This is a genomic window from Marinobacter sp. MDS2, from assembly GCF_030718085.1.
In the GTDB taxonomy this organism is placed as follows: Bacteria; Pseudomonadota; Gammaproteobacteria; order Pseudomonadales; family Oleiphilaceae; genus Marinobacter.
Window position 1 is genome coordinate 1,930,741 of the sequence record NZ_JAVAJF010000001.1, and the last position, 24,930, is coordinate 1,955,670.

The following is a 24,930-nucleotide window of genomic DNA, read 5'->3' on the forward strand; positions in this document are numbered from 1 at the left end:
ATATAGCCAACGACGCTAACGAAGCCAGCCGGGAAACTGTATGCCCCACCACTTGATGAACCTTCGCAACGTACCGGATGACGAAGCTGACGAAATCCGTGCCTTGTTTGAAGAGCACGAAGTTCGCTACTACGAAACACCCCCGAGCCGATGGGGCATCAGTATGGGCGGCTTCTGGGTGCACGATGACGACGAAGCCGCTCGGGCAAGAGTTCTTCTGGATGACTACCAGGCCCGGCGCCTTGCCCGGCAGCGACAGGAATACCATGCCCGGTGTGAACGGGGGGAAACCGGCCTTTGGCATCAGTTCCGCTCCCGACCGGTCACTTTTCTTGCTGCCATCGTCGCGATTGCAGCCATCTTGAGTTTGACGTTGCTACCGTACATTCGTCTGTAGCAACGATGGCGAGCCCACCATGAAGCAGATCTTTCCTGATAAAAATAAAACCGGGTTGACCCGTGAGCTAATCGACGCAATGGCACCGATGTTCGAGCAGGCCAGCGCCGGTGCTATTGCCATTGACGTGGACAGCCGGATTACCTGGATTAACCAGTGTTATTCCGACTTGCTGCAGTTACCGTCCCCCTCCTCGGTCATCGGCAAGGAAATCTGGCGGGTGATTCCGCATACCCGGATGCCGGAAGTGGTTGCCACCGGGAAGCCGATGCTGCTCGACATCATGGAGCACAATGAACAGCAGCTGGTGGTTTCTCGCTTACCGTTTTATGACGACAACGGCAAAGTGGTTGGGGCGGTAGCGTTCGTGCTCTACGACGATGTTCAGCCGCTGACCCCGCTGGTTTCCAAGTTTCGGCGCTTGCATCAGGATTTGGCCGCTGCCCGGAAAGCACTGGCGAAAAAGACCCGGGGCACTCGTTACAGCTTGACCGATTTTGTCGGTGCCAGCCCGCAGGCATTGGAAGTTAAACGCCGCGCCCGACTGGCGTCCGGACGCGATGTGCCTGTCTTGCTGCTGGGAGAAACCGGCACTGGTAAAGAGGTGCTGGCACAGGCCATCCATGCTGCTTCGGAGCGCGCGGATAAGCCGTTTGTCGGGGTCAATCTGGCGGCGGTGCCGGAGAATCTGCTGGAGGCGGAATTCTTTGGTGTTGCCCCGGGGGCATACACCGGCGCCGATAAGCGTACGCGGGATGGAAAATTCCAGCTGGCCAATGGCGGCACCCTGTTTTTGGATGAAGTCGGTGACATGCCCTTGCCACTGCAAGCCAAGCTGTTACGCGTGTTGCAGGAAGGGGAAATCGAGCCGTTGGGGTCGAACAAGCTCAGCCCGGTGGATGTTCGGGTGATTGCGGCCACCAGCCGGAATCTTGACGAGATGATGGCCGAAGGCAGCTTCCGGTCCGATTTGTACTACCGGTTGAACGTGCTGGAAATCTGGATACCTCCTTTGCGGGAGCGGTTGGTGGATTTAGGCATCCTGTCCGAGGTGCTATTGGGTGAGATCTGCGAAAGCCAGGGCTTGCGCGGCGAAATCACCGATGCCGGTATCGCGGCGCTGAGCGCCTATCACTGGCCCGGTAACATTCGGGAGCTGCGGAATGTGCTTGAGCGGGCTTTGACCATGAGCGAAGAAGGTGAGCTTCTGGATGCAGATGCTATTCTGAAAGTGTTGCCTGGTGGCGACGCCGAGGCGGCACCCAGAACACCGTTTCGTCCGGTGCGGCCGTTGGCCCGGGTCTTAGCGGTGGCAGAAGCTCAAGCCATCGAAGAGGCGTTGGCGGCTTGCCGGGGTAATCGCACCCGGGCGGCCAAGTTGCTGGGCATTTCGCGCTCAGTATTGTACGAGAAAATGGCAAAACTGTCCGGAAACTAGGACACTTGTTCGGTTTTCCGGACGCATGTTTAAGACCTTTGGTCATTGTTGTCCGGATGTCCGGACATTGTGGGTGAGGGTTTTGTGGTTGATTTATTTATTTTTTCAATAATATCAGTCGGTTAATACGTTTGGCATAAGCGTTGCTGAGCTCTGAATGTAGTACGTCAGAACAACGCTCGAATAAAAACTGACGCAACACTGTTGGACCACATCACCGCGCCAGTTGGATTTCCAGCGTTGTCTGATTCTATAAAAAGCCTACCGGCGGAACGACCGGATGGCTGACGACAACAACAAGAAGGATCCAATACATGTCGATCAAGCAAAAGCTCTCTCGTCTTACCTATGGCATCACTGCCGCGGCAGTGATCAGTGGCGGCCTCGCCAGCAGTGATGTGCTCGCAGCCGAGAAAGTGCGCTGGCAAGTACCTCTGGCCTTCCCCTCGCATCTGATTGGCCTGACGACGCCGGTGAAGCATTTGAGTGAAAATCTCAAAGCGATTTCCGGAGGCGACATTCAGTTGCGTTACTACGAACCCGGGGAGCTGGTTCCACCGTTTGAAATCATGGATGCCGTGGGCAGTGGCAAATACCCGGCCGGTTACACCTGGGTCGGATACGATCAAGGCACCATTCCCTCTTTGCCGCTTTATTCCGGTGCCCCCTTCAATATGGAGCCACCTGCCTATCTGGCCTGGTATTACGAAGGTGATGGCCGTGAATTGCTGGAAGAAATCTACGCCGAGCGCAACATTCACCCCATGCTGTGTTCCATCATCGGCCCTGAGGGTGCGGGTTGGTTCGCGGAACCCATCAAAGGCGTGGAAGATTACGACGGTCTGAAAATTCGCTTTGCCGGCATCGGCGGCAAGGTACTGGAGAAACTCGGGGCCTCGGTGACCATGGTGCCGGGTGGCGAGATTTATCAGGCGCTTGAGCGCAAGACCATTGACGCTACCGAGTTCTCGCAGCCCGCGATCGACAAAATGCTGGGTCTTGATCAGATTATCAAGAACTACATCATGCCGGGTTGGCACCAGACATTGACCACGTCGCATTTGTTGGTGAACAAAGACACTTGGGAAGATCTGGAGCCGGAATCGCGCGCGTTGATTGAAATGGGCTGTGAGGCGGCCACGTTGAAAGGCTTTGCTCAAAGTGAGTGGGCGCAGCCTACCGCCTTGCGTGATTATGAAAACGAAGGCGTAACTGCTCAAACCCTGCCTGAGCCAGTGCTGCGTGAGCTGCAAAAGGTCACCAACGAAGTGCTGGACGAAATCGCGGCGAAAGACCCGATGTTCAAGCGGGTTCTGACCAGCCAGCGCAACTTCATGGAACACCACTCCATCTGGCATTCCAAGGGCTACCTGCCCCGGGATTTCTACCAGTACGACTGATCACTGGATGATGATCATGACAGGCGGCGGATTCACGCTGCCTGTCGCTCTCTCCTGCATCCGAAAGAATCGAGGTGAACGTGACTGATTCCAAGACACCGGTGGGAAGCCCAACCCTGTCCCACGAGAAAGGTGTACTGCCCGATAACGCTCTGTCATCCCGGCTCGACTGCCTGGTTGTCGCTGTGGGCCGCCTGAGTTCCTGGTTATGGATAGGCGTGCTTCTGGTGGTGCTGACCAATGTGTTCTCGCGCTATGTACTGGAGCAAGGATCCATCGCTCTGGAAGAGCTGTCCTGGCACCTGTTCGGGATCGCCACCATGCTCACGCTGGGCTACGCAGTGGTCCGGGATGATCATGTCCGGGTCGATGTATTGAAAGAAAAGTTTCCTTTGAAGGCTCAGGCCTGGATTGAACTGGTCGGCATCGTGCTTCTGGCCCTGCCGATTATTTATCTGATGATTGATGCGTTGGTGCCCTATGCCTGGAAGGCATGGATCTATCAGGAGCGCTCGCAGGCGCCCAGTGGTCTGCCGTACCGGTTTATTTTCAAGAGCATGCTGCCGTTTGGGTTGGTTCTGGTCATGCTGGCTTTGTTCTCCCGAGCGACCCGGTGCACCACCTTACTGTTTGGTTTTCCGCGAGCCGTAGCACCCACCCACGATGATCGCCGCTCAACCGGCCATCCGAATCCTTGAGAACGAGACAGACGCTATGGGTGTAGAAGCAATTCTAGTAATCGCCATGTTCGCCAGCTTCATGTTTTTGCTGTTGCTGGGTTTCCCGGTGGCCTGGTCGCTGGCCGGTGTTGGTTTGGTGTTCGGCATCGTCGGGCACGTGCTGGTGGAGTATTTTGACTCCCCGATCTGGTTTACCTGGCAAGGCACCATCGGTGTGCTGGACGCCAGAATCTACGGCATTGTCGCCAATGAGCTGATGGTGGCGCTGCCGATGTTTATCTTCATGGGCATTATGCTGGACCGCTCCGGCATCGCCGAGAAACTGATGCACAGCCTGGTGCGGGTATTAGGGCCCTTGCGCGGTGGCTATGCCGTCACGGTGGTTATCGTTGGTGTGTTGCTGGCGGCCTCCACCGGCATCGTCGGTGCATCGGTGGTGCTGCTGGGCATGTTGTCGCTGGGGCCGATGATGCAGGCCAAGTACAACAAATCGCTGGCCGTGGGCACCGCCTGCTCGGTGGGCACGCTTGGGATTCTGGTACCGCCCAGCATCATGCTGGTGCTGATGGCCGATCGGCTCGGCACGTCGGATGCGTCTGTCGGCAAGCTGTTCATGGGCGCACTGATTCCCGGCGTGATGCTTGGTGCCATGTACATTTTGTACATTCTGATTGCCTCCTTCATTAAAAAAGATCTGGCGCCTGCGCCGGAGAATCGTGAGCCGATGGATGCCAGGGCCATTCTTGGTGTGGTTCAGGCGGTATTGCCACCGATGGTGCTGATCATCGCGGTGCTCGGGTCCATTTTCTTTGGCATCGCGACCACCACCGAAGCCTCCGCCGTGGGTGCCGGGGGCGCGTTGTTGATGGCTTTTGTCAGCAAGCGCCTGAACATGGAAACCTTGAAAGAGTCGTTGTACCAGACCAGCCGCACGTCGGCGTTCATCTTCGGCATCTTCATTGGTGCCACGGTGTTCGCGTCGGTGCTGCGGGGCCTGGGTGGCGATGAGGTCATCGAAGGGGCCATTACCGGCCTGCCGTTTGGCACCATGGGTGTGTTGTTGACGGTGCTGCTGATCACCTTCCTGCTGGGCTTCTTCCTGGATTGGGTCGAGATCACCCTGATCGTGCTGCCGCTGGTGGCGCCGGTGCTGTTCAAGATGGGCGTTGAGCCGGTTTGGTTTGCGATCATGTTCGCCATCTGCCTGCAAACCTCGTTCCTGACCCCACCGGTTGGATTCTCGCTGTTTTACATCAAAGGCGTGTGTCCGCCCGAAATCACCACCCGAGACATCTATCTGGGCGTCTTGCCGTTTATCGCATTGCAAATACTGGCGTTGGCGCTGGTGTTCTGGTTTGAGCCGTTGGCGACCTGGTTGCCCAATGAAGTTTACGGCGGCTCTTGAGCCCACTTGCAAAGTTAACGACAGATCATAACGAAACAACAATAAGGGGACTGTGATGAAACGTCTTCAACAGCAAACAGCATTAGTAACCGGGGCTGGCCGTGGTATAGGCCGGGCCATTGCTGAACATTTCGCCCGAGAGGGCGCCTTCGTGGCCGTTGCCGATCTCACGCTGGAAAGTGTGGCAGATACCGTTGCCGCGATTGAAAAGGCGGGCGGTACGGCGATGGCCTTGGCCATGGACGTGACTGACGAGCAAGCGGTAGACCGGGGCGTCGCAGCGATTGTGGAAAAGTGGGGGCGGCTGGATATCGCCCTCGCCAATGCCGGCATTCAGCACATCGATCCGGTGCATAAACTGGCCTATGCCGATTGGAGTAAGGTGATGCATGTGCATCTGGACGGAGCCTTCCTGGTTACCCGGGCTGCACTCAAGCAGATGTATGATCAGAACAGTGGCACTATGCTGTATATGGGGTCGGTGCATTCGTTGGAAGCTTCCCCCTTAAAAGCACCTTACGTTGCGGCGAAGCACGGCATGCTCGGTTTATGCCGGGCCGTGGCGAAGGAAGGGGCGGAACACGGGGTACGCAGTAACATCATTTGCCCGGGTTTTGTGCGCACGCCGCTGGTGGATAAACAGATTCCCGAACAAGCCAAAGAGCTGGGTATCTCGGAACAAGATGTCATCAGCAAGGTCATGTTGAAGAACACCGTGGATGGCGAGTTCACAACGGTAGACGACGTATCGGAACTGGCGGTGCACCTGGCCGCCTTCCCTTCCAATGCTCTGACCGGACAGTCTATGGTGGTCAGCCACGGCTGGCACATGCAGTAATTATCTGGAGAGAAGGATGAGTACAACAGAACAATCAACGGTGGTATGGGCTCCGACAGAAACCACCCTGGCGCAATCCCGGATGGGCCAGTTTAAAAGCTGGCTTGAGCTAGACGGATTCGGCCCTTTCGCGGATTACCACGCCTTGCATCAGTGGTCGATCGACGAACTCGAAACCTTCTGGCAGAAGGTCTGGGACTACTGCGGGTTGGTCTGTGATACCCCGGCGACTCAAGTGCTGGGTAGCCGTAAGATGCCGGGTGCCGAATGGTTCCCGGGCATGAAACTGAACTTCGCCGCCAATTTGCTGCGCTGGGCGGAGAATGATCACGCAGACAAAGAAGCGGTGGTCGCCTACTGTGAAACCCGGCCGGTATTGCGTAAAAGCTACCGTGAACTGAAAACCGATACGGGTGCACTGGAAGCCTTCCTGCGCAGTAAAGGCATCCAAAAAGGAGATCGGGTTGCCGGAGTTGTGACCAATGGCTACGAAGCCCTGGTAGGCATGCTGGCAGCCACAAGCATGGGAGCGATCTGGAGTTCTGCATCACCGGATTTCGGCATCGGTGCTATCAACGATCGTTTCGGCCAGATCGAACCGGCCGCTCTGATCGTGGTCAATGGCTACGGCTATGGCGGCAAAACCTTCGCGCGCCAGCAAGACTTCTCCGACCTCATTGCCGGCTTGCCCTCGTTGAAAACGGTGCTCAGTGTTCAGCAGCTGCCTGATGAAGCGCCCGTTGAGGGCGACCGGGTCACTACCTGGGAGCAGGCTCTTGAAGCTGGTGCCGGGCAGGCACCATCGTACACCCCGGTGGATCCGGATCATCCTGTGTACATCCTGTATTCCTCCGGCACCACCGGAAAACCCAAGTGCATCGTGCACGGAACCGCTGGCCTGCTGATCAACCACGCCAAAGAACTGATGCTTCACGGCGACGTTGGTCCGGAAGATCGCTTCCTCTACTTCACCACTTGTGGCTGGATGATGTGGAACTGGCAGGCCTCGGCCCTCATGACCGGTGCTGCCGTGATCACCGTAGACGGCTCACCCGGCTACCCCAGCCTCGAATTCCTTTGGGAAACCGTGGCCAAAGAAAGCGTTACCCACTACGGCACCAGCGCGCGCTTCATCGCTGGCTGCCGAAAAGCCGAACTCCAACCCGCCAAAACCCACGATCAAAGCGCGCTCCGAGTGGTCTTCTCCACCGGCTCGCCTCTGCTTCCGGAAGACTACGACTGGATCTACAGCGACGGTGCGCCCAACGTCTTGCTCGGCTCCATCGCGGGCGGCACCGACATCTGCGGCTGCTTCGTCGGTGCAACGCCGCTGCTGCCGGTACGCCGTGGCGAAATCCAGTGCCGCTTCCTCGGTGTAGATGCCGTCGCCTATGACGACGAAGGCCAGCCGGTCAGCGACGGCCGCGGCGAACTCGTCTGCCGCCAACCACTGCCGTCCATGCCCGTCAGCTTCTGGCAAGACCCGAACAACGAACGCTACCAGGACGCCTACTTCAACACCTTCCCCGGCGTCTGGGCCCACGGCGACTTCATCGAATTCACCGAACACGGTGGCGCCATCATCTACGGCCGCTCCGATGCCACCCTCAACCCAGGCGGCGTACGAATCGGCACCGCCGAAATTTACCGCCAGGTTGAAACCGTTGCAGAAGTCAAAGACAGCCTGGTGGTTGGCCGCCAGATCGAAGGCGACGTAGAAGTCGTCCTGTTCGTCGTCCCGGCCGACGGACAGAGCGTCACCACCGACCTGATGAAAACCCTGAAAACCAAAATTCGCGAAGGCGCCAGCCCAAGACACGTGCCCAAACACATCGTGGAAGTACCCGACATCCCTTACACCCGTAGCGGAAAAAAAGTAGAACTTGCAGTGGCCCGTTTGATCAACGGTTCAAAGAAAGCCGATAACCGGGATGCTTTGGGTAACCCCGAGGCGTTGGATCAAATGCGTGAACGCCTGCTGGAAGTCGGCTTGCTGCCTGAATAAACGAAAATAAAGGTCGGTTATTTGAGCGGAAAACAGCTCGGAGTTTGATCAGCGGTGTGGGGTAAGGCTGCCCAAAACTGTGCGGAGCCAAGGATGGCGGAGCCCAAGCGTCACATGGACGTGCCGAAGGAGCGTGTTTTGGGCAGCCTTACCCCACACTGCGACCACTCCAATTCCAAGAAATGTTAGAAAGTTTCGTAAATTCCCGCCGTTTCATCATGTTGTAGTGAAAGATCAGGCATTGTTCGTACGTTCTTATACTAAGATCGTAATCCATCAGCCGCAAAAAATGCTATCTTAGTAGGTCTATCAAAAGTTCCGAATCAGTCATTGCCCCGGCCAGACGTTCACAAGACGACCGGCCTCGCCATGACCGTCCTGAACCCACCCTTTAGCCAGAGGACGAAAATGACCACATCCAAGTCCAAGATCATCTACACCCTGACCGACGAAGCCCCCGCGCTAGCCACCCGGTCACTGCTCCCCATACTGGAATCCTTCGCCAAGCCGGCGGGTATCGAATTTGAAACCAGCGACATTTCCCTGGCGGCGCGTATCCTGGCAGGCTTCCCAGACTACCTCGAAGAAAACCAGCGCGTCACCGATGACCTGGCCGAATTGGGCGAATACACCAAAGACCCCGACGCCAACATCATCAAGCTGCCGAACATCTCTGCCTCGATCCCGCAGTTGCGTGCAGCCATCAAAGAGCTGAACGAAAAAGGCTACAACGTCCCTGAGTACAAAGAGCACCCAGAGACCGACGAAGAAAAAGACATCCACGCCCGTTACTCCAAAGTACTGGGCAGCGCCGTAAACCCGGTTCTGCGTGAAGGTAACTCCGACCGTCGCGCCCCGGCCGCGGTTAAAGCCTTCGCACGTAAATACCCGCACACCATGGGCGAGTGGAGCCCGGCTTCGCGCACTCACGTAGCGCACATGCGTGGCGGCGATTTCTACTCCAGCGAGCAGTCCGTCACGCTGGATAAGGCGACCAACGCCCGCATCGTGTTCGAAAACAAAAAAGGCGAACAAACCGTACTGAAAGCTGACCTGCCGCTGCAGGAAGGCGAAGTTGTTGACGGCATGTTCATGAGCAAGAAAGCGCTCTGCCAATTTTTCGAAGATGCGATTGCCGATTGCGAAAAGACCGGCGTGATGTTCTCCCTGCACGTCAAAGCAACCATGATGAAAATCTCTCACCCGATCGTATTCGGTCACGCGGTGAAGATTTACTACAAAGAGTTGTTTGACCAGTACGGCGACCTGTTTAAAGAAATCGGTGTGAACCCGAACAACGGTCTGTCTTCCGTACTCGACAAGATCAAGCAGCTGCCAGAGTCCAAGCAGGAAGAAATCCAGGAAGCCCTGCACAAGACCTACGAGCACCGCCCGGAAATCGCCATGGTCGATTCGGTGAAAGGCATCACCAACCTGCACGTGCCCAGTGACGTGATCGTTGATGCTTCCATGCCGGCCATGATCCGTAACTCCGGTAAAATGTGGGCTCGTGACGGCAAGCTCAAGGACACCAAGGCAGTTATGCCGGAGTCCACGTACGCGACGATTTATCAGGAAACCATTAACTTCTGTAAAACTCACGGTGCCTTCGATCCCACCACCATGGGTACAGTACCGAACGTTGGCCTGATGGCGCAGAAAGCCGAAGAATACGGCTCGCACGACAAAACGTTTGAAATTGAAGAAGAGGGTATCGTTCGCATCGTTGCCGAAGACGGCACCGTACTGACCGAACACAACGTGGAAGAAGGCGATATCTGGCGTGCTTGCCAGACCAAAGACCTGCCGATTCGCGATTGGGTCAAGCTGGCCGTTAACCGTGCCCGCGCCACCGGTATGCCGGCGGTATTCTGGCTGGACGATGAACGTGCCCACGACGCCGAACTGATCAAGAAGGTCAACACCTACCTGAAAGATCACGACACCGAAGGTCTGCACATCCGTATCGAATCGCCTGTGCGCGCCATTCGCTGGACCATGGAGCGTCTGATTCGTGGTCTGGACACCATTTCTGTCACCGGTAACGTTCTGCGTGACTATCTGACCGACCTGTTCCCGATCCTGGAGCTGGGCACCAGTGCCAAGATGCTGTCCATCGTACCTCTGCTGAACGGTGGTGGTCTGTACGAAACCGGTGCGGGCGGTTCTGCGCCCAAGCACGTACAGCAGCTGGTACAGGAAAACCACCTGCGCTGGGACTCACTGGGTGAATTCCTGGCCACAGCCGTGTCTCTGGACGAGCTGGGCGAGAAGCACGACAACGCCCGCGCCCGACTGTTGGGTCAGACCATGGACAAAGCAACCGAACGCCTGCTGGAGAACAACCAGTCTCCGTCCCGCGTGACCGGCGAGCTGGACAACCGTGGTTCCCACTTCCATCTGGCCCGTTACTGGGCCGAGGAATTGTCCAAGCAGGACGACGACAAGGAGCTGAAAGAGTTCTTTGCCAAGTTGTCTGAGCAGCTGGAAGCCAACAAGGACAAGATTCTGGAAGAAATGACAGTCGTACAGGGTCATCCGGCCGACATCGGCGGATACTACTACGCACCGGCTGAAAAAGTGTCTGAAGTGATGCGCCCAAGCGCGACCTTCAACAAGATCCTGGAGGAAGCCGCTGCTTCCGTGAACTAAGGCTCGAACACAGGCCGGGGATAAAACCCCGGCCTGTTTTTTTAGTCTTGCTGCAAATCTGCGAAATCCGCACCGGTCAGCTTAGCCAAATCGGCCGGAGCCAACTCAATTTCCAAGCCCCGTTTACCCGCACTGACGAAGATGGTGTCGAACTGCTCGGCAGTGGCATCAATGAACGTCTTCAAACGTTTTTTCTGCCCTAGTGGGCTCACTCCACCCAGTACATAGCCTGTACTTCGTTGCACGAGCTGTTTATCCGCCATACCGGCTTTTTTCGCCTTCGCGGCTTTAGCGATCAGCTTTAGGCTAAGCATGCTGGTGACCGGCACTAAGCCAACCGCTAACTCTTTGCTGTCCAGCGCCACCACCAGTGTTTTAAAAACGCGGCTTGGGTCTACGCCCATTTTGTCCGCGGCTTCGTTGCCGTAGCTTTCGGCCGACGGATCGTGTGCATATTCGTGTACGGTGTAGCTGATTTTCGCTTTTTTAGCGGCGAGAATTCCGGGAGTCATGAGCAGTCCTGTTGCCTGAACGGTTTGCCGGAATTAAAGCACGGACCGTTGCCGAGTTCACCCCCGCTCAAACACCGGCCAGCTCTCGGTGATCTCGCCTTTGACCGGGTCGAAAATCGCCAGATTGCCGAATTCCAGCAACACAGCCTCGCTTTGGTGTGGCCGAAGGAATACCCGGTCACCCACCTCGAGCGGAACGCCTTCGGCTAGGTTCAGCATTTCCTGATTGGTCGAGCGGCCATAGAGACGGTTATTCACCAATCCCGGTGGAGATACCGGACTTGCCTTCCAGTAGCCGCCATAGATAAACGCGGTGCGGGCTTTGTTAGGGTTCCAGAGCGCTTGCAGCCGTGCCAGTCCCGGGGCTCCGGGGATGCGAGTGCGCTCCAAAAGCTTCAGTACCGGGGTCGCAATGAATGCGGCGCCTTGGTGGTCGGCCAGTGTTGGCACATCAAAATCGGTGGGCATTACCAGCGCCGAACCGGCTGCCAACTCATTGGCGGGGACCTGCCCGGCCCTGCCTTGATACAACGGATAGGTTGTGGAGCCACCGGTGTTCAGGGTCAGGTCTGAAACGCTGCGGCCCAGGGTGTGCTCGGCGGTGTCGACAAACTGCTGATAACGGGCCATGGCCTGGTCGAGCAGCCAGTCGGTTGGGCCCGGCGCTTTGACAATGTGGGGCTCGTACCCCATAAAACCGCTGAAGCTGAGCGAAGGGGACTGTTCGATGGTGGTGAGTGCCCGAGCCAGTGATTCCTGAGTGGTAAAACCGCCCCGGTGCAGACCGATATCGATTTCAAGATTCACCCGCATCGGCTGTTTCAGCTGTATCGCCAGTTGTTGGTACTCAGCCAGCCGCGCCTCTGAATCCACCAACCACTGCAGTTGCTGATCGGGCTTGAACCCGCTTTGGGTCGTTTCGAACTGTTTAAAGAAGCGCTCAGCACAGGCCACCGGAAGCGGTTTGCCCAACAGGACATCAGAATCGGGCAGAGTGCGCGCAACCTGATTGAGGCTTGGTTGATGAAACAACATCAGCTTACGGGTGCCGGCTGCCGCCATGATGTGCTGGAGCAAAGGTACGGATGGCAGGGACTTGGCGACGATCCGATAACTGAAATCCTCGCCAATGCGACGGTTCAAAACGGCGATGTTGTGATTCAAACGCTGGCGGTCGATCACCAGCGTCGGCGTTGCCAGGCCTTTTTCGCGCAGGGCCTTTTGCAGGGTTAGAAAGTAACGGGAGTGCCCGGTGGTTTGCGCTTCAGGCTTCAGTAAGCCGGCAACGCCCACCCCCGCCACCGCAACACCGGCCAGCAGCAGTTTGCGGCGTTGTTTGCGAAACGCTTCGCTGTGAGCCATGTTTGCCTACCCCGTACTCGTTGGTTGGTTGAACAGCCGAGCCAGGTAAGGGTTCAGGAAACGGCCGTTCGGGTCGAGTGCTTCCCTCACTTCGCTAAACGCCTGCCATTTCGGATAAAGGGCTTCGAAATCGGCCCCGGTGAGCGTGTTCAGCTTGCCCCAGTGGGGCCGGCCACCGTACCGCTTCAGAATCGGTTCCACGGCTTCAAACAACGGTGTGTGGCCTTCTTCGAAGAAACGATGAACTGCGATGGAAACCGAATCCCTCTGATAGAAAGGGCTGAGCCAGACATCGTCTGCTTTTACGAACCTTACCTCAATTGGGAAAAACACCTCGGGGAACAGGGTTTCGATGGTATCGATCACCTCACGCAGCGCCGCCTTCCAATTGTCTCTCGACAGGTGGTATTCCATTTCATTGAAACGCACATTGCGGGGGCTGGTGTAGTTCTGCCAGGACGGGGCCACCTTCACCTCGGTGCTGAGAGTGCGCATGTAACCGCCCAGAATCAGCCGGCGCAGACGGGGCGACCAAGACAGATAATCGCGGGCTTGTTGGAGGTCCCGGGCACCGTCGTTCTGATCGATGGCGTCGGTTTCAGAGACTGGCTCATCGGTGATGTCGTGGGTGCTGGTGAAGCCCATGCCCGAGAAAGGTATATAGAAAAATTCGTAGTTGCGGTGCGCTTTGACGCGAGCGTCGGCGTTATTGAGTATGTCTTCGAGCGGTAGCCATTCGGTGGTTTTCTTCAGTCGGTAGGGGCGCCGGTTTTGCAGCGTGACATCGGTTACGAAGCCCAAACTGCCCAGCCCGACACGCGCCGCCTGGAAAATGTCGGGGTTCTGGTCCCGGCTGCACTCCAGCACATCACCCTGCGCGGTGACCAGCGTCAGGCCTTCGATATAGCCCGACAAGCTCATCAGTTCGGCCCCGGTGCCATGGGTGGCTGTTGCCAGTAAGCCGCCGAGGGATTGCTGGTCAATGTCCGGCATGTTGAACAGCGCTTGGTTGATGGCTTCCAGCGGCTGGCCAAGTTGACCGAGCAGCGTGCCGGTGGCAATGCGGGCACGGCACTGCTCATCGTCGTGATCGAGGACTCCGTTCAATCGCGCCAGCGAGACCAACACATCGTTGGTCGGCACCAGCGGCGAGAACGAATGACCGGAGCCGACGGGGCGAATACTGGCATGTTGGTGTGCAGGGTCGGTCAGGATGTCCAGCAGTTCGTTAACGGAACGCGGGGCCAACCGGTACCTGGGGTTCGAACTTTGCGAGCCAGACCAGTTACGCCACGTCATTGGGCCTGCGGTGGTGGCCTGTTGCCCGGAAGACGTTTGGGCATGGCCGATCCCGGGCCATCCCGCCTGGCTGGCAATGGCGCTGCCTACCAGCAAAGTTAAAAAGTGCCGTCGCTGCATTGGGTACTCCTAGAGCTTTGCTGGTGTTGCCATGAAGGTGATCAACGCCTGAAATTCGGCGGCGTTGCAATCCATGCACAAGCCATAAGGAGGCATGCCGCCCATGCCGGAGACGACGTTATTCAGCAGTGTGTCCATGCCTTTTTCCATGCGGGTCTGCCAAGCGGTGTGGTCCCCGGTCAGTGGTGCATCGGAAGTACCGCTGCTATGACACGCCATGCAGGAACGCTGGTAGATCTCGGCGGTTTCGGGGTTGTTGGGGGTCGCTGAGCGGGCGTACTCGATGACCTCTTCCGAGGGGCCGGAAGCATTGGTGCATGCGGATGACAGGGTGATCGCCAGCAGTGCAAATAGGGCGTAGGGAACGGATTTCAGAGAAAAGTTAAAGTGCATGATGTTGGCTAAACGTAATTGAGTGTCACGTTTATTTTTGACTAAGTCGACTTTAAAAGCAAGCCACGCTCGACTCAGCCGTGCTCAGTGTCTATTTTTGAAGAAAAGGATATGAGTGTCAGACAAGGTGCTTCCATGAACCAGGGTACACCAAAGGGCGGCATTTTAAAGCTGCTGCAGGCAGACCGCGGCCCGCTGCGTCGTGCCCTATGGGCTGCCGGTGTGTATCTGGTGGTCGGCTTGGTCTGGATCGAATTCTCGGACCAGTTGGCGGAGGCTTGGTTTCGGGATGCCCGTGCTCTGTCCGAGGCCCAAACCTGGAAAGGGTTTCTATTCGTTGGTGTGACCGGCCTTACCTTGTTCATCGTGATGTTCCGTCAACTCCGCAAAGACCGGCTGCTGCTCTTGCTGCAGATGCGCCAGCGCAAGGTTATGCGCCAGCACGAGCGGCAGTTAACGGTGTTATTGAACAACCTGCCCGGTATGGCCTTTCGCTTCAGAAACGATTATCCCGGCAGTTTTATCTTTATCTCCGATGGCTGCGAAGAGTTGACCGGTTACAGTGCGGAAGAGCTGATGAAGAAAGGCTCCCTAAGCGAATCAGGCCTGATGGACGAAGGTCGTCGCCTGGCTGTCGCGCAAGAGGCCGAAGCTTCGATTCGGCAGCAAGGATTCTTTTCAGTCGAATTTCCGATCACCTGTAAAGATGGCCGGGAGATCTGGGTGTGGGCCAGAGGGTCGGGACTGACAGAAGATGACGGTTCTGAATTGTTTGAAGGGATTGTGCTGGACGTTTCCAAGCGGAAGGCGTTGGAGCAAGAGCTAGAGGAACTGGCTACGAAGGACTCGCTCACGGGGTTGCTGAATCGGCGGCAATTAAGCCGCGTTCTGGCTGAGGAGTTAGAGCGTGCGCAGCGTTACCATCGGTCTTTGGCGGTATTGTGGATCGATTTCGATCATTTCAAAAAGGTGAATGACAGTTATGGCCATGCCGCCGGTGATCTGGTGTTATCCACAGCCGGTTGGGTGCTGGGTAGCAGTGTTCGTGCGGTAGATTCCGTAGGGCGCTTCGGCGGCGAGGAGTTTGTGGTGGTGTTGCCGGAAATGGGGCAACCCGAAGCCTTGGAAACGGCTGAGCGATTACGGCAAGCAGTGCGCCACAAGCCGGTTATCCTGGCGACTGGTGAAAGCGTGTCTGTAACGGTGAGCATTGGCGTTGCGGTCTATCCGGTGCACGGTACCAGTGTCGATAAATTGTCCGCAGAGGCCGATAAGGCGATGTATCGGGCCAAAATGCAGGGTCGTGACTGTGTGGCCATAGCGCAGCCGGCGCAGCCTGTACATAATGAAGCGACATAAGATCGTACTTCAGGGGTAACCAGCTCCCGGAGGAAGCGAAAACCCGACACTCTGATAATTAAGGCGCTTGTTATGCATTCACTCGCTCGCCGTGCCCTGCACACCTGTGAGGTTCCCCAAGACCTCTCCCCGATTACCTTTCGCGACAGTGCGGGTGAGCACCCAGAGCGTGTGAATTTATCTCAAGGTGCGGTGGAGTCGATTTGGCAGAGTGTCGAGTCACTGTACCGTACCGGGGTGCATCCGGGTGTGCAGCTGTCATTGAGGTACCGTGGCGAGCAGGTGCTGCATCGATCGATCGGTCATGTTCACGGCAACGGGCCGAGTGATCACTCGAGCACGCCGAAAATTCCGATGACGACGGAAACTCCGATTTGCTATTTTTCAGCGTCCAAAGCCGTGACGGCGTTGTTAATCCACATGCTGGCCGAGCAAGGTCTGGTCAATCTTATGGACCCGGTGTCGTACTATTGCCCGGAGTTTGCCAAGAACGGAAAGCGCACGATCACCGTGCATCAGATCTTGTCTCACCGTGGCGGCATTCCTGCGATCGCCAAAGAGACCCCCATCGACGTGCTCTGGGATCGCGATGAGGTGTGGCGCTTGCTGTGTGAGGCTAAGCCGGTCGAGGTGGATGGCGCGAAAGTGGCTTATCATGCGATTACCGGTGGCTTTGTGCTGCAGCGTGTGCTGGAGAAGGTGACCGGCGACACCATCGAAAATTATCTGGACAAGTATCTGCGCAAGCCCATGGGGATGAAATGGTTCACCTATGGTGTCGCACCGGAGCATCTGCATGAGCTGGCGTCGAACTATGCCACGGGACCAACGCCTCGATTCCCTGTGTCGTGGGTGGTGAATCGGGCCCTTGGCGGTGATATTAAAACCGTCGAAGGGGTCACCAATGATCCGCGTTTCCAGGAGGCGGTTATCCCGGCGGGTAACCTGTGCGGTACTGCCGAGGAAATGAACCGGTTTTTCCAGATGATGCTGGATGGCGGGATCTGGCAAGGCAAGCGTATTTGTAGCGAGCAGACCGTTCGCCGAGCTATCCAGCAGTTCGGTTCCCTTCAGCTGGACCGGACCATGTTGGTACCGATGCGATTCAGCGCGGGCATGATGTTGGGGGGCAACCCGGTTGGCCTTTGGGGGCCGCAAAGCCGCCATGCATTTGGTCATATCGGGCTGATCAACAAAATGTGCTGGGCGGATTCGGCACGAGACATTTCGGTCAGCCTTCTCAACACCGGGTTCCCTATCGTGGGCCATCACATCCCGGCACTCGTCCGGTTTGTGTATACGGTAACCCAGCAATTCCCGATACTGCCGGAGAAGGAAAGAAGACTGACACCCGCATAAAGTGAAGCGTTTATCATTTTATTGTGCTTTGTCCGACAGTTTGGCAAAATGGCAATCAAGTTTAGGATCGCCAATAATCTCAATGGATGAGGTGCCGCTGTATGAACCGATCAAACATACCTGTTCCCGATGCCTCTCGCGTTGAGTTGGGGCATTACGACAGTGTCCGTTCGCATGTGCGTCAGCAAGTGTGCGATGAGGTCCGCAAGCTGGAACGCCGGATCCAAGCTCTGAGGCTGACGCAAGCCCCGCACGCCGAGATTATGATTTCAGCCTATGAACGAATGATCGAGCGCAAGCGAGGCTTTTTGCAGAACTGGGACATGTAATGTCTACTGCCGGTTAGCGGTAGGCACCGTATTCCAAACGACTTTTGCCCGATCTTCACTCTGGTTAACGCAGTAGTCCGGGTTGGCAACGGTTGGCACATCCTCTGAATGTTCATAGTCATCCGGATTCGCTTCCGGGTCTTTTATTCTGGCGGGCTCGTCATTCGAGGTGTAAATCTGCACCTGGCTTCTGGCGTAATTCAACTCGACTCGCTGGCAATCCGGGTTGTCGTTGTCCAGCATGACCCCGTGGCCGCTGTAATCGATGACTGGCTGCGGACTGTTTTTAATGAACAGCGTGTCTTTCTCTTCTTCTCCGATGAATTCCTGACGTAACTCGATACCACCGTGATTGCGACTGACGAAATCGGCGGTGGCCAGTTCCGGCTGGTTGTAACCGGTGGCCCTGAACTCCGGTGCGCCAAAGCGCGCTCCGGCAAGCAGGCTAAGCAATTCCGGCTGTTGATCTTGCTGAGCAGCATCGACGCTGCGAGCGATGTATTGGATGGTGCGGTAGACCTTTTCATCCAGGCTGCTTTCAGTTTCCGTTTTCGGCACATAGCGCCAGTCCAGCGTTTGGTAGCGCCACTCGCGGTGGTTGAGCGCGCGCTGGGCTTTGGTGGCCGCCTGGTCAGTGAAACGGATGCTGGCACCGGCGCTGCGTGAGTTGTAAGTGCCTGCGGTGCTTTGACCGATGCGCTCGCTGATGTACTGGCGCCCGTCGTCGAAGTTGCGCACGTTGCCCACACTGATGATCTGGTTCATCAAATCCAGGGGATTGCGTACCTTGGTGTAACTTGCACCATCCTCGGCGGGCGTGGCGCCAATGAAGATATCGATGTGGCGCCGGATGTTGTTGGCCGTTTCGCGATTTTGCTCGGTGCCGTCGGCTCCGGTGGGCTCTATACCCGGATAGTAATCGCTGAACAGCGTGTGCTTGAGGGTATCCGGTGCCAGAGGTGTGCCGGCCAGATCAAACGTTGAAAAGGTGAGATCGACATTGCTGGCGGGGTTCAGCGCCGACGAGCCTGAGTTGCCTGACTCGCAGCCCGAAAGCGTGGTGACCGCTATGGATAGCGTGGCATAGAGAAAAGCAGATCTCATTTCAGGTGACCTCAGGGTGCGAAAACCAATGCGAACAGCTAAAGTGATGACTGCTGACAATAAACCATAAAGCAGACAGCTGCCCGCTCGGAGATCACATTTTGCAGCAACGGTTTGGCGATACCCGGGTTCGGGTCTTCCTGATGTTTCTGTTTTTGGCTGTTTTTGCCTTTCCTTCCCTGTCTTTTGCGCAGGCAGGCTGCCGTAATGGCGTTCTGTCACTGGGTGATGGCACGGAAGCTATCCGCGATCTTAATGGCTGCCTGGCTTACCTTGAGGACCCGGAGCAAAGCCTGACATTTGATCAGGTGCTTGCTTTGCCCCCCGGACAATTCAACCGTCATGACGAAGGTGTATTGAATTTCGGCTACACCGAGTCCGCGTATTGGTTGAAGATGGAGATAAACACGCGGGATCTGTCAGGCCCCGTGGACTGGATTCTGGAATTGGCTTTGCCGCTGGTCGATGACGTACGCCTGTATTTTGTGCAGAAGGGGCGCGTTGTGCAGACCCGGCGTGCGGGCTATTACGATAACTGGGAAGAGCGGGATCTGGCGGTTCCGAACCCAACGTTCCGCCTGGTGTTTCAGCCTGACATTCCCACCACCCTTTTTTTGCGAGTAACCAATACCAATACCTTCCGGTTGCCGATCACGCTTTCACCTCGTGACAGTTATATCGCCAAGCTGTCGGTGGATGAAGCTGTTCGCGGAATCCTGTTGGGCGGCATTCTCGCGATCCTTGCATACAACCTGTTTGTTGCGGTCTCCGTGCGCGAACGCAGCAACATCTACTACCTGTTCTATCTGGTCTCGGCGGTGCTCTTTTCCACCACGGAGCAGGTTCACGGAATGCAGATATTTGACCGCAGACCGGCGCTGCTGAGTAAAGAGTATCTTCCTTTTCATGTGATACTCACCTGGTTTTTCGGGCTGTTGTTTGCCCGGTCGTTGCTGGAAACCCGGGAAAGGTCGCCCGGTCTGGACAGAGTGTTGGTGGTCGCTCTTTACGGCGTTGTGGCGACGTTTGTCATGGCGATGTTCATGCCCTATTCCGTGACCATGGAATGGATCGTAGTGGGCACCATTCTGGTGATCTGCACAGTGGTTGGGGTGAGTTTTCTGTCGTGGCGTTACTTTAACCCGGCTGCGCGAGCGCATTTTTTTGCTTGGGCGGCGGCTTCGGCAGGGTTTGGGCTTTATGGTCTGACGTTGATTGGTTTCTTCCCGCTGAACACGTTTACCAGCTTTTCACCTCAGATCGGACTGACCGCACAGGTTATCTTGTTATCGTTTGCGTTGGCTGATCGCATAAAACTGGTGCAAGGCGAAGCGTTGTCCTGGAGTCAGAAAGCGCTGGCCAATCTCCGGCGGTATCAATCTTTATTCGATAACGTCAATGAAGGCGTGTTCCAGATGTCCCCGAACCGCCGTTTCATTACCGCCAATCCTGCTATGGCGGAGCTATTGGGTTACCGCAGTAACCAAGAGCTGCTGCAGGCCAATCCGGACGTGCTGGAGGCGTGTATCGGCGATGAACAGCTGCGTCACCTGGTTGTGCAGCAACTGGAAAGCAAGGGCACCATCAAAGGCGTGGGCGCACGTTACGTGACTCGGACGGGCGAGGAACGGTGGGCAACCATCTCGTTGCACACTGTCTACGACGATGAAGGTGTACCGATGCATCTGGAGGGCACCTGTATTGACGCAACAGAGAGTCAGCAGCGGCTTCAGATCGAGCGAGAGAGAGAGCATGAGCGGCTCGAGAAAGAGTTGGCCCGTAATTCTGCACAGGCGAAAAGCCAGTTCCTGGCCAATATGAGCCATGAAATCCGAACGCCGCTCGCCGCTATTATCGGGTACGGGGAGACGCTGCTGGATGCCGATTTGAGTGACCGGCAAAAACGCAGCAGTGCTGAAACCGTGGTGCGAAGTGGCCGACATTTGCTCGAGTTGGTGAATGACATTCTGGACCACTCGAAAATTGATGCCAATAAGCTCGATGTTGATGTGGTACCGGTTAACCTACCCGAAATGCTTGAGGAAATACGGGCCTTTTTCGACTCGAAAGCGGTCGAGAAGGGCCTGGATTTCAATATCGTTTGCGAATACCCACTACCAGAAATCATCCATACCGACCCCACTCGCTTTCGACAAATAATTATAAATTTGTGCGGAAATGCCCTCAAATTCACCGAAAAAGGTTCGATTTCCCTGAGTGTCCGATGTGATCCCGGGCGCGAGATCCTGCTGGCCCGGGTGCTCGACACCGGTATCGGTATGAAGCCGGAGCAAATTGACCGGTTGTTCGATCCGTTCGCACAGGGCAGCAGCGCCATTTCTCGGCAGTATGGTGGTACCGGGCTGGGCCTGAGCATTTCACGCCGTTTGGCCGAGTTGCTGGGCGGCAGTATTCGGGCAACGAGTCGTTACGGAGAAGGCAGTGAGTTTGAGGTGACAATCAGTACCGGGTCGCTCGACAATGTGCGGTTTTTGGGAGATGCGTCGGAATTTATCGAGCGACGCAGATCCATGCCGATGGTGGAGGCGCCATCGCTGACCGGTCGTATCTTGTGTGCGGAAGACAACGAACTGAACCGGGGGTTGGTGTCTTTGCTGGTGGGCCGAACCGGGGCTGATCTGGTGCATGTAACGAATGGTGCCGAAGCGCTCGAGAAAGTCACCAAAGAAACGTTCGACCTGATACTGATGGACATTCAGATGCCAGTGATGAATGGCCGTGATGCGACTCTTGCGCTGCGTGAGGCGGGTATCAACACCCCCGTTATCGCGTTGACAGCGAATGTGATGACCGAGGATCTAGCCGAGTATCGCGCGGCCGGCTGCAACGGCCATTTGGCCAAACCGATCGACAAACAGCAATTTTACCAAACCCTTGCGCATTATCTGCAGCGCGGCCCGGCCTCGAACGACACTGCGGTAACCGAGTACCGGGGACGCGTGCTGGTCGCGGAAGAAAATGATAATAACCGCCGTATGGTCGAGAGAGCGCTGCGGCGCAGCGGTGTGGAGCCCGTGCTGGTTGACACCGCCGAGGAAGCCGTGCGCACCGCGCTTGCGGATTCCGTACACTTGGTGCTGATGGACGAGCACGTGGCGGGCATGGGCGGTATTGAGGCTACCCGGCTCCTGCGCCAAACCGGTTTCCGGCGACCGATCATTGCTTTTACCGATGGCACGCAATCGGAAAACGATGCGCTGGTGCACGCAGGTTGTGATGGGGTTCTGAACAAGCCCGTTGACGATATGCACCTGCAGACGTTGCTGGATCGGTACTTGGCCTTGGAATCGCCGGCTTCGGAGGATGAAGGCCTAGAGCATTTAGCGTCGCGCTTTCTGGCAGGTCTCGCAGAGCGGCGGCAGAGCATGAACGAGGCGCTGGTTGATAAGGACCTTGATCGCCTGCAATCCGAAAGCCACCAACTGAAAGGCACTGCGGGCGCCATGGGCTATCCGTTGTTGACAGAACAGGCCGCGGTATTGGAACAGCTCGCCAAAAGCGATGCGCCCGATTGGCAGCGCATTCGCGCGGGTCTCGAAAAACTTAATGACATGATAGCCCGGGCTTTGTCAGGCTCCACTCACGGCAACCGTAATGACACAGGAATGAACTCATGACCGATAACCGACACCGTCAGGAACAGCATTCGTTAAGTATGATGTATGGCACCTACGCCGATATTCTGTTCGTTCTGTTTCCGTTTCTGGTGATCGCCATGCAACGGCTTTGGGACGGAAATCTCTACGAAACCCTGATGCAGCCTGACCTGAGCATCGCCGCCGCTATTCTGGCCGGGCTGGCAATTGGGAAATTTGTCCTCGGGCTTGTCACGAATCAGGACCTGGGACGCTATAAAGAGCGTATAGTGTTCTTTATCGCTTTGACTTTGTTTTCGGTTATGGGGCCAGCGATCATATTATTGCTGAGCATGACAGCCAGTGCAGATGTACCGCGCTTTGTCGCTTTTGTGCAGCCGGTTCTCCTGATAGTAGCGATATCGCTCTACTCTACTGCCGTTAGCATCGCGAATGTCCTGGTTCATATGGGGCAGGCTGAGCCAATAGCAGACGATGCAGAGCGTCGTTATGCGGATGCCAATACTCAGCAGCGGGAAAGCTCGAGACAGCCGCCGCTGGACTTGCCGCGACGAACCGAGAGCGATGGCTATTGAGTGCGGAATAATGCAGGAGATGTTTGAATGAACGATCTTAGGGTTTTGGTGGTTGAAGACGACTCGCTAATGCGGGAGCGACTGGTCACCATGCTGCATAAAGCGGGTGCTACCGAGGTGATAGAGTGTGCCAATGCGGCCTCGGCCCGAGCAGCGTTTGATGCCAGCCAGTTTCACATTGTGTTGTTGGATCTGGGCTTACCGGATGGCAACGGCCATGAATTGATGACGGCGTTCAAAGCGGAGAGAAAGGAGCAGCACATTGTGTTGGTGACTGCAGACGACTCAATTGAGAGTATTCAGCGGGCCATCAGTGCGGGCGCAAACGGTTACGTTGTCAAACCGTACTCGCAGGAAAAGATACACGATGTGGTCAACAATTTTGCCATGGTGCATGGTGGCGATATGGCCGTTATTGAAGGGCTGAACCGGCGCCATTGACCGGTTCAGCCAATTGTTTGGCTTTGAATTACGCCACCTGGCGGGCAATCCACGAATTGTAGCGGGTTGCCAGTGCTCTGACGTAACGAGCCTCGGCGCCGTCGAGGTTGCTCAACACTCCGTTAAAAATCCAGCCTCGTTCGTACACACCCAGCACGCGCTGTTCATCGTCGAGATTGACGCGCTGATTCAGCTTTTTACAAATGGCATCGAGTAGCGGCAGCTTCTCTGGTCTTTTGACCGGGGCATTGCGGTTGCTGATTGGCTGGTTAGCGGCCCACCTCACTGATTGTCTTTTCATTGTCTTCTCCTTGCCTTTTGCTGCTGCAACAACAGAAAACCCCGGAGCCTGAAGCAACCGGGGTCTGGCAGAGAAGCTGCCCCGGTCGCTGCATTGGCTCCCGGGACTTGACCGAAAGCCGTTAGATGTCTTTCACCATGACACGCTGAGCCTGCCCTACCGGGCAACCTGCGACTGTGGAAATACTGTGTTGGAAACGCATGATGGTCATATCAGCTCTTTAAATTCGGTTCGGTTCTCAGTGTATAGCCAATTACAGCGTTTGCAATAGGCTGTGCTATTCGGCAAACGCGTACAGACAGGTATAGGTCACAGCCTTATTATTCGCAGCGTCACGTGTTTTTACGTTGTGTAATCCGCGACACCTGCCCAGGTGTCGATTGGATCTCTCCTTTCTGGCGCAGTCTTTATGGCTGCGCTTTTTTTTGCCTGAAAAACGTCATCTCGGTTAGTTCGTAGCCACTAGTTCGTACAGCTTAAATGTTCCAAATTGGCGATAATTTGCACACTAAAGATCGTCTAACTGTAACGAACGAAGAGGTTGAAACCTAAAAAAATGCCCGAAGACCGCGCACGCGCCGTTAAGAAATTTGTGTCTGATTTTATCGTGGAAATTGCATTGGTTGTTGCTGTTGCCGTTTACTTATTGATGGCTCAGGGGCAATCGGTTGGCGAAAACCTGACCTTTACCATGGTTGGCGCAGGCTTGATGGCCATCGCGACATTCTGGACTCTGCACACTGCGCGCAAAGGTCTGGAAGTTATCGCGCTTCGACTTCACTTGAGCAAATAATTCGCTGCCAAGTCCGGTGAAGGATCAAGGCATCGTTGGAAGCCCGGTGAACCGGTAAGCCCAGCTCCTCGATTACTTGCTGGCGCATGGCCGGCCATTGCTGGACTTGTTCGGGGTTAAGCAGCATGGAAACGGATTCCAGCTGGAAGGCGGGCGAAATGCCCGCCGCCCGAAATAGCCGATGCAGCCAGAAACTGTCGAAAGTCCAGGCATCGCAGAAAACCTGCTCCGGCAGTATCGCGTTGAGCCGTTCCGCGATGTGCAAGACGGGCTCGCCATGTTGTTCCAGCTCCTGTCGGCTGATGCCGTGAATCGCCTCGGCCCGGGACGACCAGTCGTGCCAGGATTTATGCGGATCTATCAGCCAGCTGTGCTGCGAGCCATCCGCCAGGCACACACCCACCTCGATTGGATAACCCGCGATCAGGTCCAGACTGGAGGCTTCGAAATCGATAAATGCCGGTTTCGTGGTAACGGTCATGAATAGGCGCTGATTGTTGTCGATTTTCATCTCAGTTTACTCCTGATCTTTCTCCCGTGCGAACCCAAGA

At 56.2% G+C, this 24,930-nt stretch carries 22 protein-coding genes; 15 read left to right on the forward strand and 7 right to left on the reverse strand.

From position 1 onward, the window contains the following. The first annotated feature begins 40 nt into the window (after positions 1–40). The 8 genes from Q9245_RS09070 (at position 41) to Q9245_RS09105 (ending at position 10,815) form a co-directional block, all read left to right on the forward strand. On the forward strand, positions 41–397 hold the full coding sequence (locus Q9245_RS09070) for a DUF6164 family protein (RefSeq protein WP_305896821.1): 357 nt from the start codon (positions 41–43) through the stop codon (positions 395–397). A gap of 19 nt (positions 398–416) precedes the next feature. Next, the gene (locus Q9245_RS09075; RefSeq protein WP_305896822.1) at positions 417–1,835 is read left to right on the forward strand and encodes a sigma-54-dependent Fis family transcriptional regulator; all 1,419 of its coding nucleotides are present in this window, start codon (positions 417–419) and stop codon (positions 1,833–1,835) included. A 314-nt stretch (positions 1,836–2,149) separates the two neighbouring features. Further along, positions 2,150–3,235 carry a TRAP transporter substrate-binding protein gene (locus Q9245_RS09080; RefSeq protein ID WP_305896823.1) on the forward strand — a complete coding sequence of 362 codons (1,086 nt, stop codon included), beginning with the start codon at positions 2,150–2,152 and terminating at the stop codon, positions 3,233–3,235. Between the two features lie 80 nt (positions 3,236–3,315). Then, positions 3,316–3,933 (forward strand): TRAP transporter small permease subunit, encoded by a 618-nt coding sequence (locus tag Q9245_RS09085; protein WP_305896824.1) that lies wholly within the window; start codon positions 3,316–3,318, stop codon positions 3,931–3,933. Between the two features lie 16 nt (positions 3,934–3,949). Beyond that, positions 3,950–5,320, forward strand: a complete 1,371-nt coding sequence (locus Q9245_RS09090) for a TRAP transporter large permease subunit (RefSeq protein ID WP_305896825.1) — start codon at positions 3,950–3,952, stop codon at positions 5,318–5,320. Between the two features lie 55 nt (positions 5,321–5,375). Beyond that, positions 5,376–6,158, forward strand: coding sequence for a 3-hydroxybutyrate dehydrogenase (locus Q9245_RS09095; protein WP_305896826.1), 783 nt, complete (start codon positions 5,376–5,378; stop codon positions 6,156–6,158). Positions 6,159–6,174: 16 nt separating this feature from the next. Then, the gene (locus tag Q9245_RS09100) at positions 6,175–8,163 is read left to right on the forward strand and encodes an acetoacetate--CoA ligase (protein WP_305896827.1); all 1,989 of its coding nucleotides are present in this window, start codon (positions 6,175–6,177) and stop codon (positions 8,161–8,163) included. Positions 8,164–8,571: 408 nt separating this feature from the next. Then, positions 8,572–10,815, forward strand: a complete 2,244-nt coding sequence (locus Q9245_RS09105) for an NADP-dependent isocitrate dehydrogenase (protein WP_305896828.1) — start codon at positions 8,572–8,574, stop codon at positions 10,813–10,815. 41 nt (positions 10,816–10,856) lie between these two features. Here the strand turns inward: Q9245_RS09105 and ybaK are convergent, their stop codons facing one another. The 4 genes from ybaK to Q9245_RS09125 are packed head-to-tail and all read right to left on the reverse strand — an operon-like array spanning position 10,857 to position 14,501. Then, positions 10,857–11,327, reverse strand: a complete 471-nt coding sequence (gene ybaK, locus Q9245_RS09110) for a Cys-tRNA(Pro) deacylase (protein ID WP_305896829.1) — start codon at positions 11,325–11,327, stop codon at positions 10,857–10,859. Positions 11,328–11,384: 57 nt separating this feature from the next. Beyond that, positions 11,385–12,689: a DSD1 family PLP-dependent enzyme gene (locus Q9245_RS09115; protein WP_305896830.1), complete on the reverse strand. Its 1,305-nt coding sequence runs from the start codon at positions 12,687–12,689 to the stop codon at positions 11,385–11,387. Positions 12,690–12,695: 6 nt separating this feature from the next. Further along, positions 12,696–14,108 (reverse strand): D-arabinono-1,4-lactone oxidase, encoded by a 1,413-nt coding sequence (locus tag Q9245_RS09120; protein ID WP_305896831.1) that lies wholly within the window; start codon positions 14,106–14,108, stop codon positions 12,696–12,698. A gap of 9 nt (positions 14,109–14,117) precedes the next feature. Further along, positions 14,118–14,501, reverse strand: a complete 384-nt coding sequence (locus tag Q9245_RS09125; protein WP_305896832.1) for a cytochrome c5 family protein — start codon at positions 14,499–14,501, stop codon at positions 14,118–14,120. Between the two features lie 111 nt (positions 14,502–14,612). On the opposite strand from Q9245_RS09125, the gene Q9245_RS09130 reads away from it, so the two are divergent. The 3 genes from Q9245_RS09130 to Q9245_RS09140 all read left to right on the forward strand — a co-directional run bounded on the left by Q9245_RS09130 (position 14,613) and on the right by Q9245_RS09140 (position 17,548). Continuing rightward, complete coding sequence (locus Q9245_RS09130) at positions 14,613–15,860, forward strand: sensor domain-containing diguanylate cyclase (protein ID WP_305896833.1); 1,248 nt, start codon at positions 14,613–14,615, stop codon at positions 15,858–15,860. A gap of 72 nt (positions 15,861–15,932) precedes the next feature. Further along, on the forward strand, positions 15,933–17,219 hold the full coding sequence (locus Q9245_RS09135; protein ID WP_305896834.1) for a serine hydrolase: 1,287 nt from the start codon (positions 15,933–15,935) through the stop codon (positions 17,217–17,219). A gap of 101 nt (positions 17,220–17,320) precedes the next feature. After that, entirely contained in the window at positions 17,321–17,548 is a 228-nt protein-coding gene (locus Q9245_RS09140) for a hypothetical protein (protein ID WP_305896835.1), read from the forward strand. A gap of 3 nt (positions 17,549–17,551) precedes the next feature. Here the strand turns inward: Q9245_RS09140 and Q9245_RS09145 are convergent, their stop codons facing one another. After that, a complete protein-coding gene (locus Q9245_RS09145) occupies positions 17,552–18,652 on the reverse strand; it encodes a hypothetical protein (protein WP_305896836.1) in 1,101 nt (366 codons plus the stop codon). Positions 18,653–18,795: 143 nt separating this feature from the next. Between Q9245_RS09145 and Q9245_RS09150 the strand changes: the two genes are divergently transcribed. Genes Q9245_RS09150 through Q9245_RS09160 form a run of 3 tightly spaced genes read left to right on the forward strand, consistent with a single transcriptional unit; the run spans position 18,796 to position 23,285 of the window. Beyond that, positions 18,796–22,290: a 7TM diverse intracellular signaling domain-containing protein gene (locus tag Q9245_RS09150; protein WP_305897197.1), complete on the forward strand. Its 3,495-nt coding sequence runs from the start codon at positions 18,796–18,798 to the stop codon at positions 22,288–22,290. Continuing rightward, positions 22,287–22,844 (forward strand): hypothetical protein, encoded by a 558-nt coding sequence (locus Q9245_RS09155; protein ID WP_305896837.1) that lies wholly within the window; start codon positions 22,287–22,289, stop codon positions 22,842–22,844. Before Q9245_RS09150 ends, Q9245_RS09155 begins: the two co-directional genes overlap by 4 nt. 27 nt (positions 22,845–22,871) lie before the next feature. After that, entirely contained in the window at positions 22,872–23,285 is a 414-nt protein-coding gene (locus Q9245_RS09160) for a response regulator (RefSeq protein ID WP_305896838.1), read from the forward strand. Between the two features lie 28 nt (positions 23,286–23,313). On the opposite strand, the gene Q9245_RS09165 is transcribed toward Q9245_RS09160, so the two are convergent. Continuing rightward, entirely contained in the window at positions 23,314–23,586 is a 273-nt protein-coding gene (locus Q9245_RS09165; protein WP_305896839.1) for a hypothetical protein, read from the reverse strand. Between the two features lie 541 nt (positions 23,587–24,127). Here Q9245_RS09165 and Q9245_RS09170 point away from each other — a divergent pair. After that, positions 24,128–24,379 (forward strand): hypothetical protein, encoded by a 252-nt coding sequence (locus Q9245_RS09170; protein WP_305896840.1) that lies wholly within the window; start codon positions 24,128–24,130, stop codon positions 24,377–24,379. On the opposite strand, the gene Q9245_RS09175 is transcribed toward Q9245_RS09170, so the two are convergent. Beyond that, a complete protein-coding gene (locus tag Q9245_RS09175) occupies positions 24,348–24,890 on the reverse strand; it encodes a hypothetical protein (protein ID WP_305896841.1) in 543 nt (180 codons plus the stop codon). The genes Q9245_RS09170 and Q9245_RS09175 overlap by 32 nt on opposite strands. Positions 24,891–24,930: the final 40 nt, after the last annotated feature.

Bases quoted from the DNA above. Each gene is read 5' to 3' on its own strand.
- Q9245_RS09115 (WP_305896830.1), bottom strand. From the start codon at position 12,689: ATGGCTCACAGCGAAGCGTTTCGCAAACAACGCCGCAAACTGCTGCTG.
- Q9245_RS09080 (WP_305896823.1), top strand. From the start codon at position 2,150: ATGTCGATCAAGCAAAAGCTCTCTCGTCTTACCTATGGCATCACTGCC.
- Q9245_RS09125 (WP_305896832.1), bottom strand. From the start codon at position 14,501: ATGCACTTTAACTTTTCTCTGAAATCCGTTCCCTACGCCCTATTTGCA.
- Q9245_RS09135 (WP_305896834.1), top strand. From the start codon at position 15,933: ATGCATTCACTCGCTCGCCGTGCCCTGCACACCTGTGAGGTTCCCCAA.
- Q9245_RS09160 (WP_305896838.1), top strand. From the start codon at position 22,872: ATGAACGATCTTAGGGTTTTGGTGGTTGAAGACGACTCGCTAATGCGG.
- Q9245_RS09095 (WP_305896826.1), top strand. From the start codon at position 5,376: ATGAAACGTCTTCAACAGCAAACAGCATTAGTAACCGGGGCTGGCCGT.
- Q9245_RS09175 (WP_305896841.1), bottom strand. From the start codon at position 24,890: ATGAAAATCGACAACAATCAGCGCCTATTCATGACCGTTACCACGAAA.
- Q9245_RS09090 (WP_305896825.1), top strand. From the start codon at position 3,950: ATGGGTGTAGAAGCAATTCTAGTAATCGCCATGTTCGCCAGCTTCATG.
- Q9245_RS09130 (WP_305896833.1), top strand. From the start codon at position 14,613: ATGAGTGTCAGACAAGGTGCTTCCATGAACCAGGGTACACCAAAGGGC.
- Q9245_RS09100 (WP_305896827.1), top strand. From the start codon at position 6,175: ATGAGTACAACAGAACAATCAACGGTGGTATGGGCTCCGACAGAAACC.
- Q9245_RS09105 (WP_305896828.1), top strand. From the start codon at position 8,572: ATGACCACATCCAAGTCCAAGATCATCTACACCCTGACCGACGAAGCC.
- Q9245_RS09150 (WP_305897197.1), top strand. From the start codon at position 18,796: ATGTTTCTGTTTTTGGCTGTTTTTGCCTTTCCTTCCCTGTCTTTTGCG.
- Q9245_RS09075 (WP_305896822.1), top strand. From the start codon at position 417: ATGAAGCAGATCTTTCCTGATAAAAATAAAACCGGGTTGACCCGTGAG.
- Q9245_RS09120 (WP_305896831.1), bottom strand. From the start codon at position 14,108: ATGCAGCGACGGCACTTTTTAACTTTGCTGGTAGGCAGCGCCATTGCC.
- Q9245_RS09145 (WP_305896836.1), bottom strand. From the start codon at position 18,652: ATGAGATCTGCTTTTCTCTATGCCACGCTATCCATAGCGGTCACCACG.
- Q9245_RS09165 (WP_305896839.1), bottom strand. From the start codon at position 23,586: ATGAAAAGACAATCAGTGAGGTGGGCCGCTAACCAGCCAATCAGCAAC.
- ybaK (WP_305896829.1), bottom strand. From the start codon at position 11,327: ATGACTCCCGGAATTCTCGCCGCTAAAAAAGCGAAAATCAGCTACACC.
- Q9245_RS09070 (WP_305896821.1), top strand. From the start codon at position 41: ATGCCCCACCACTTGATGAACCTTCGCAACGTACCGGATGACGAAGCT.
- Q9245_RS09140 (WP_305896835.1), top strand. From the start codon at position 17,321: ATGAACCGATCAAACATACCTGTTCCCGATGCCTCTCGCGTTGAGTTG.
- Q9245_RS09155 (WP_305896837.1), top strand. From the start codon at position 22,287: ATGACCGATAACCGACACCGTCAGGAACAGCATTCGTTAAGTATGATG.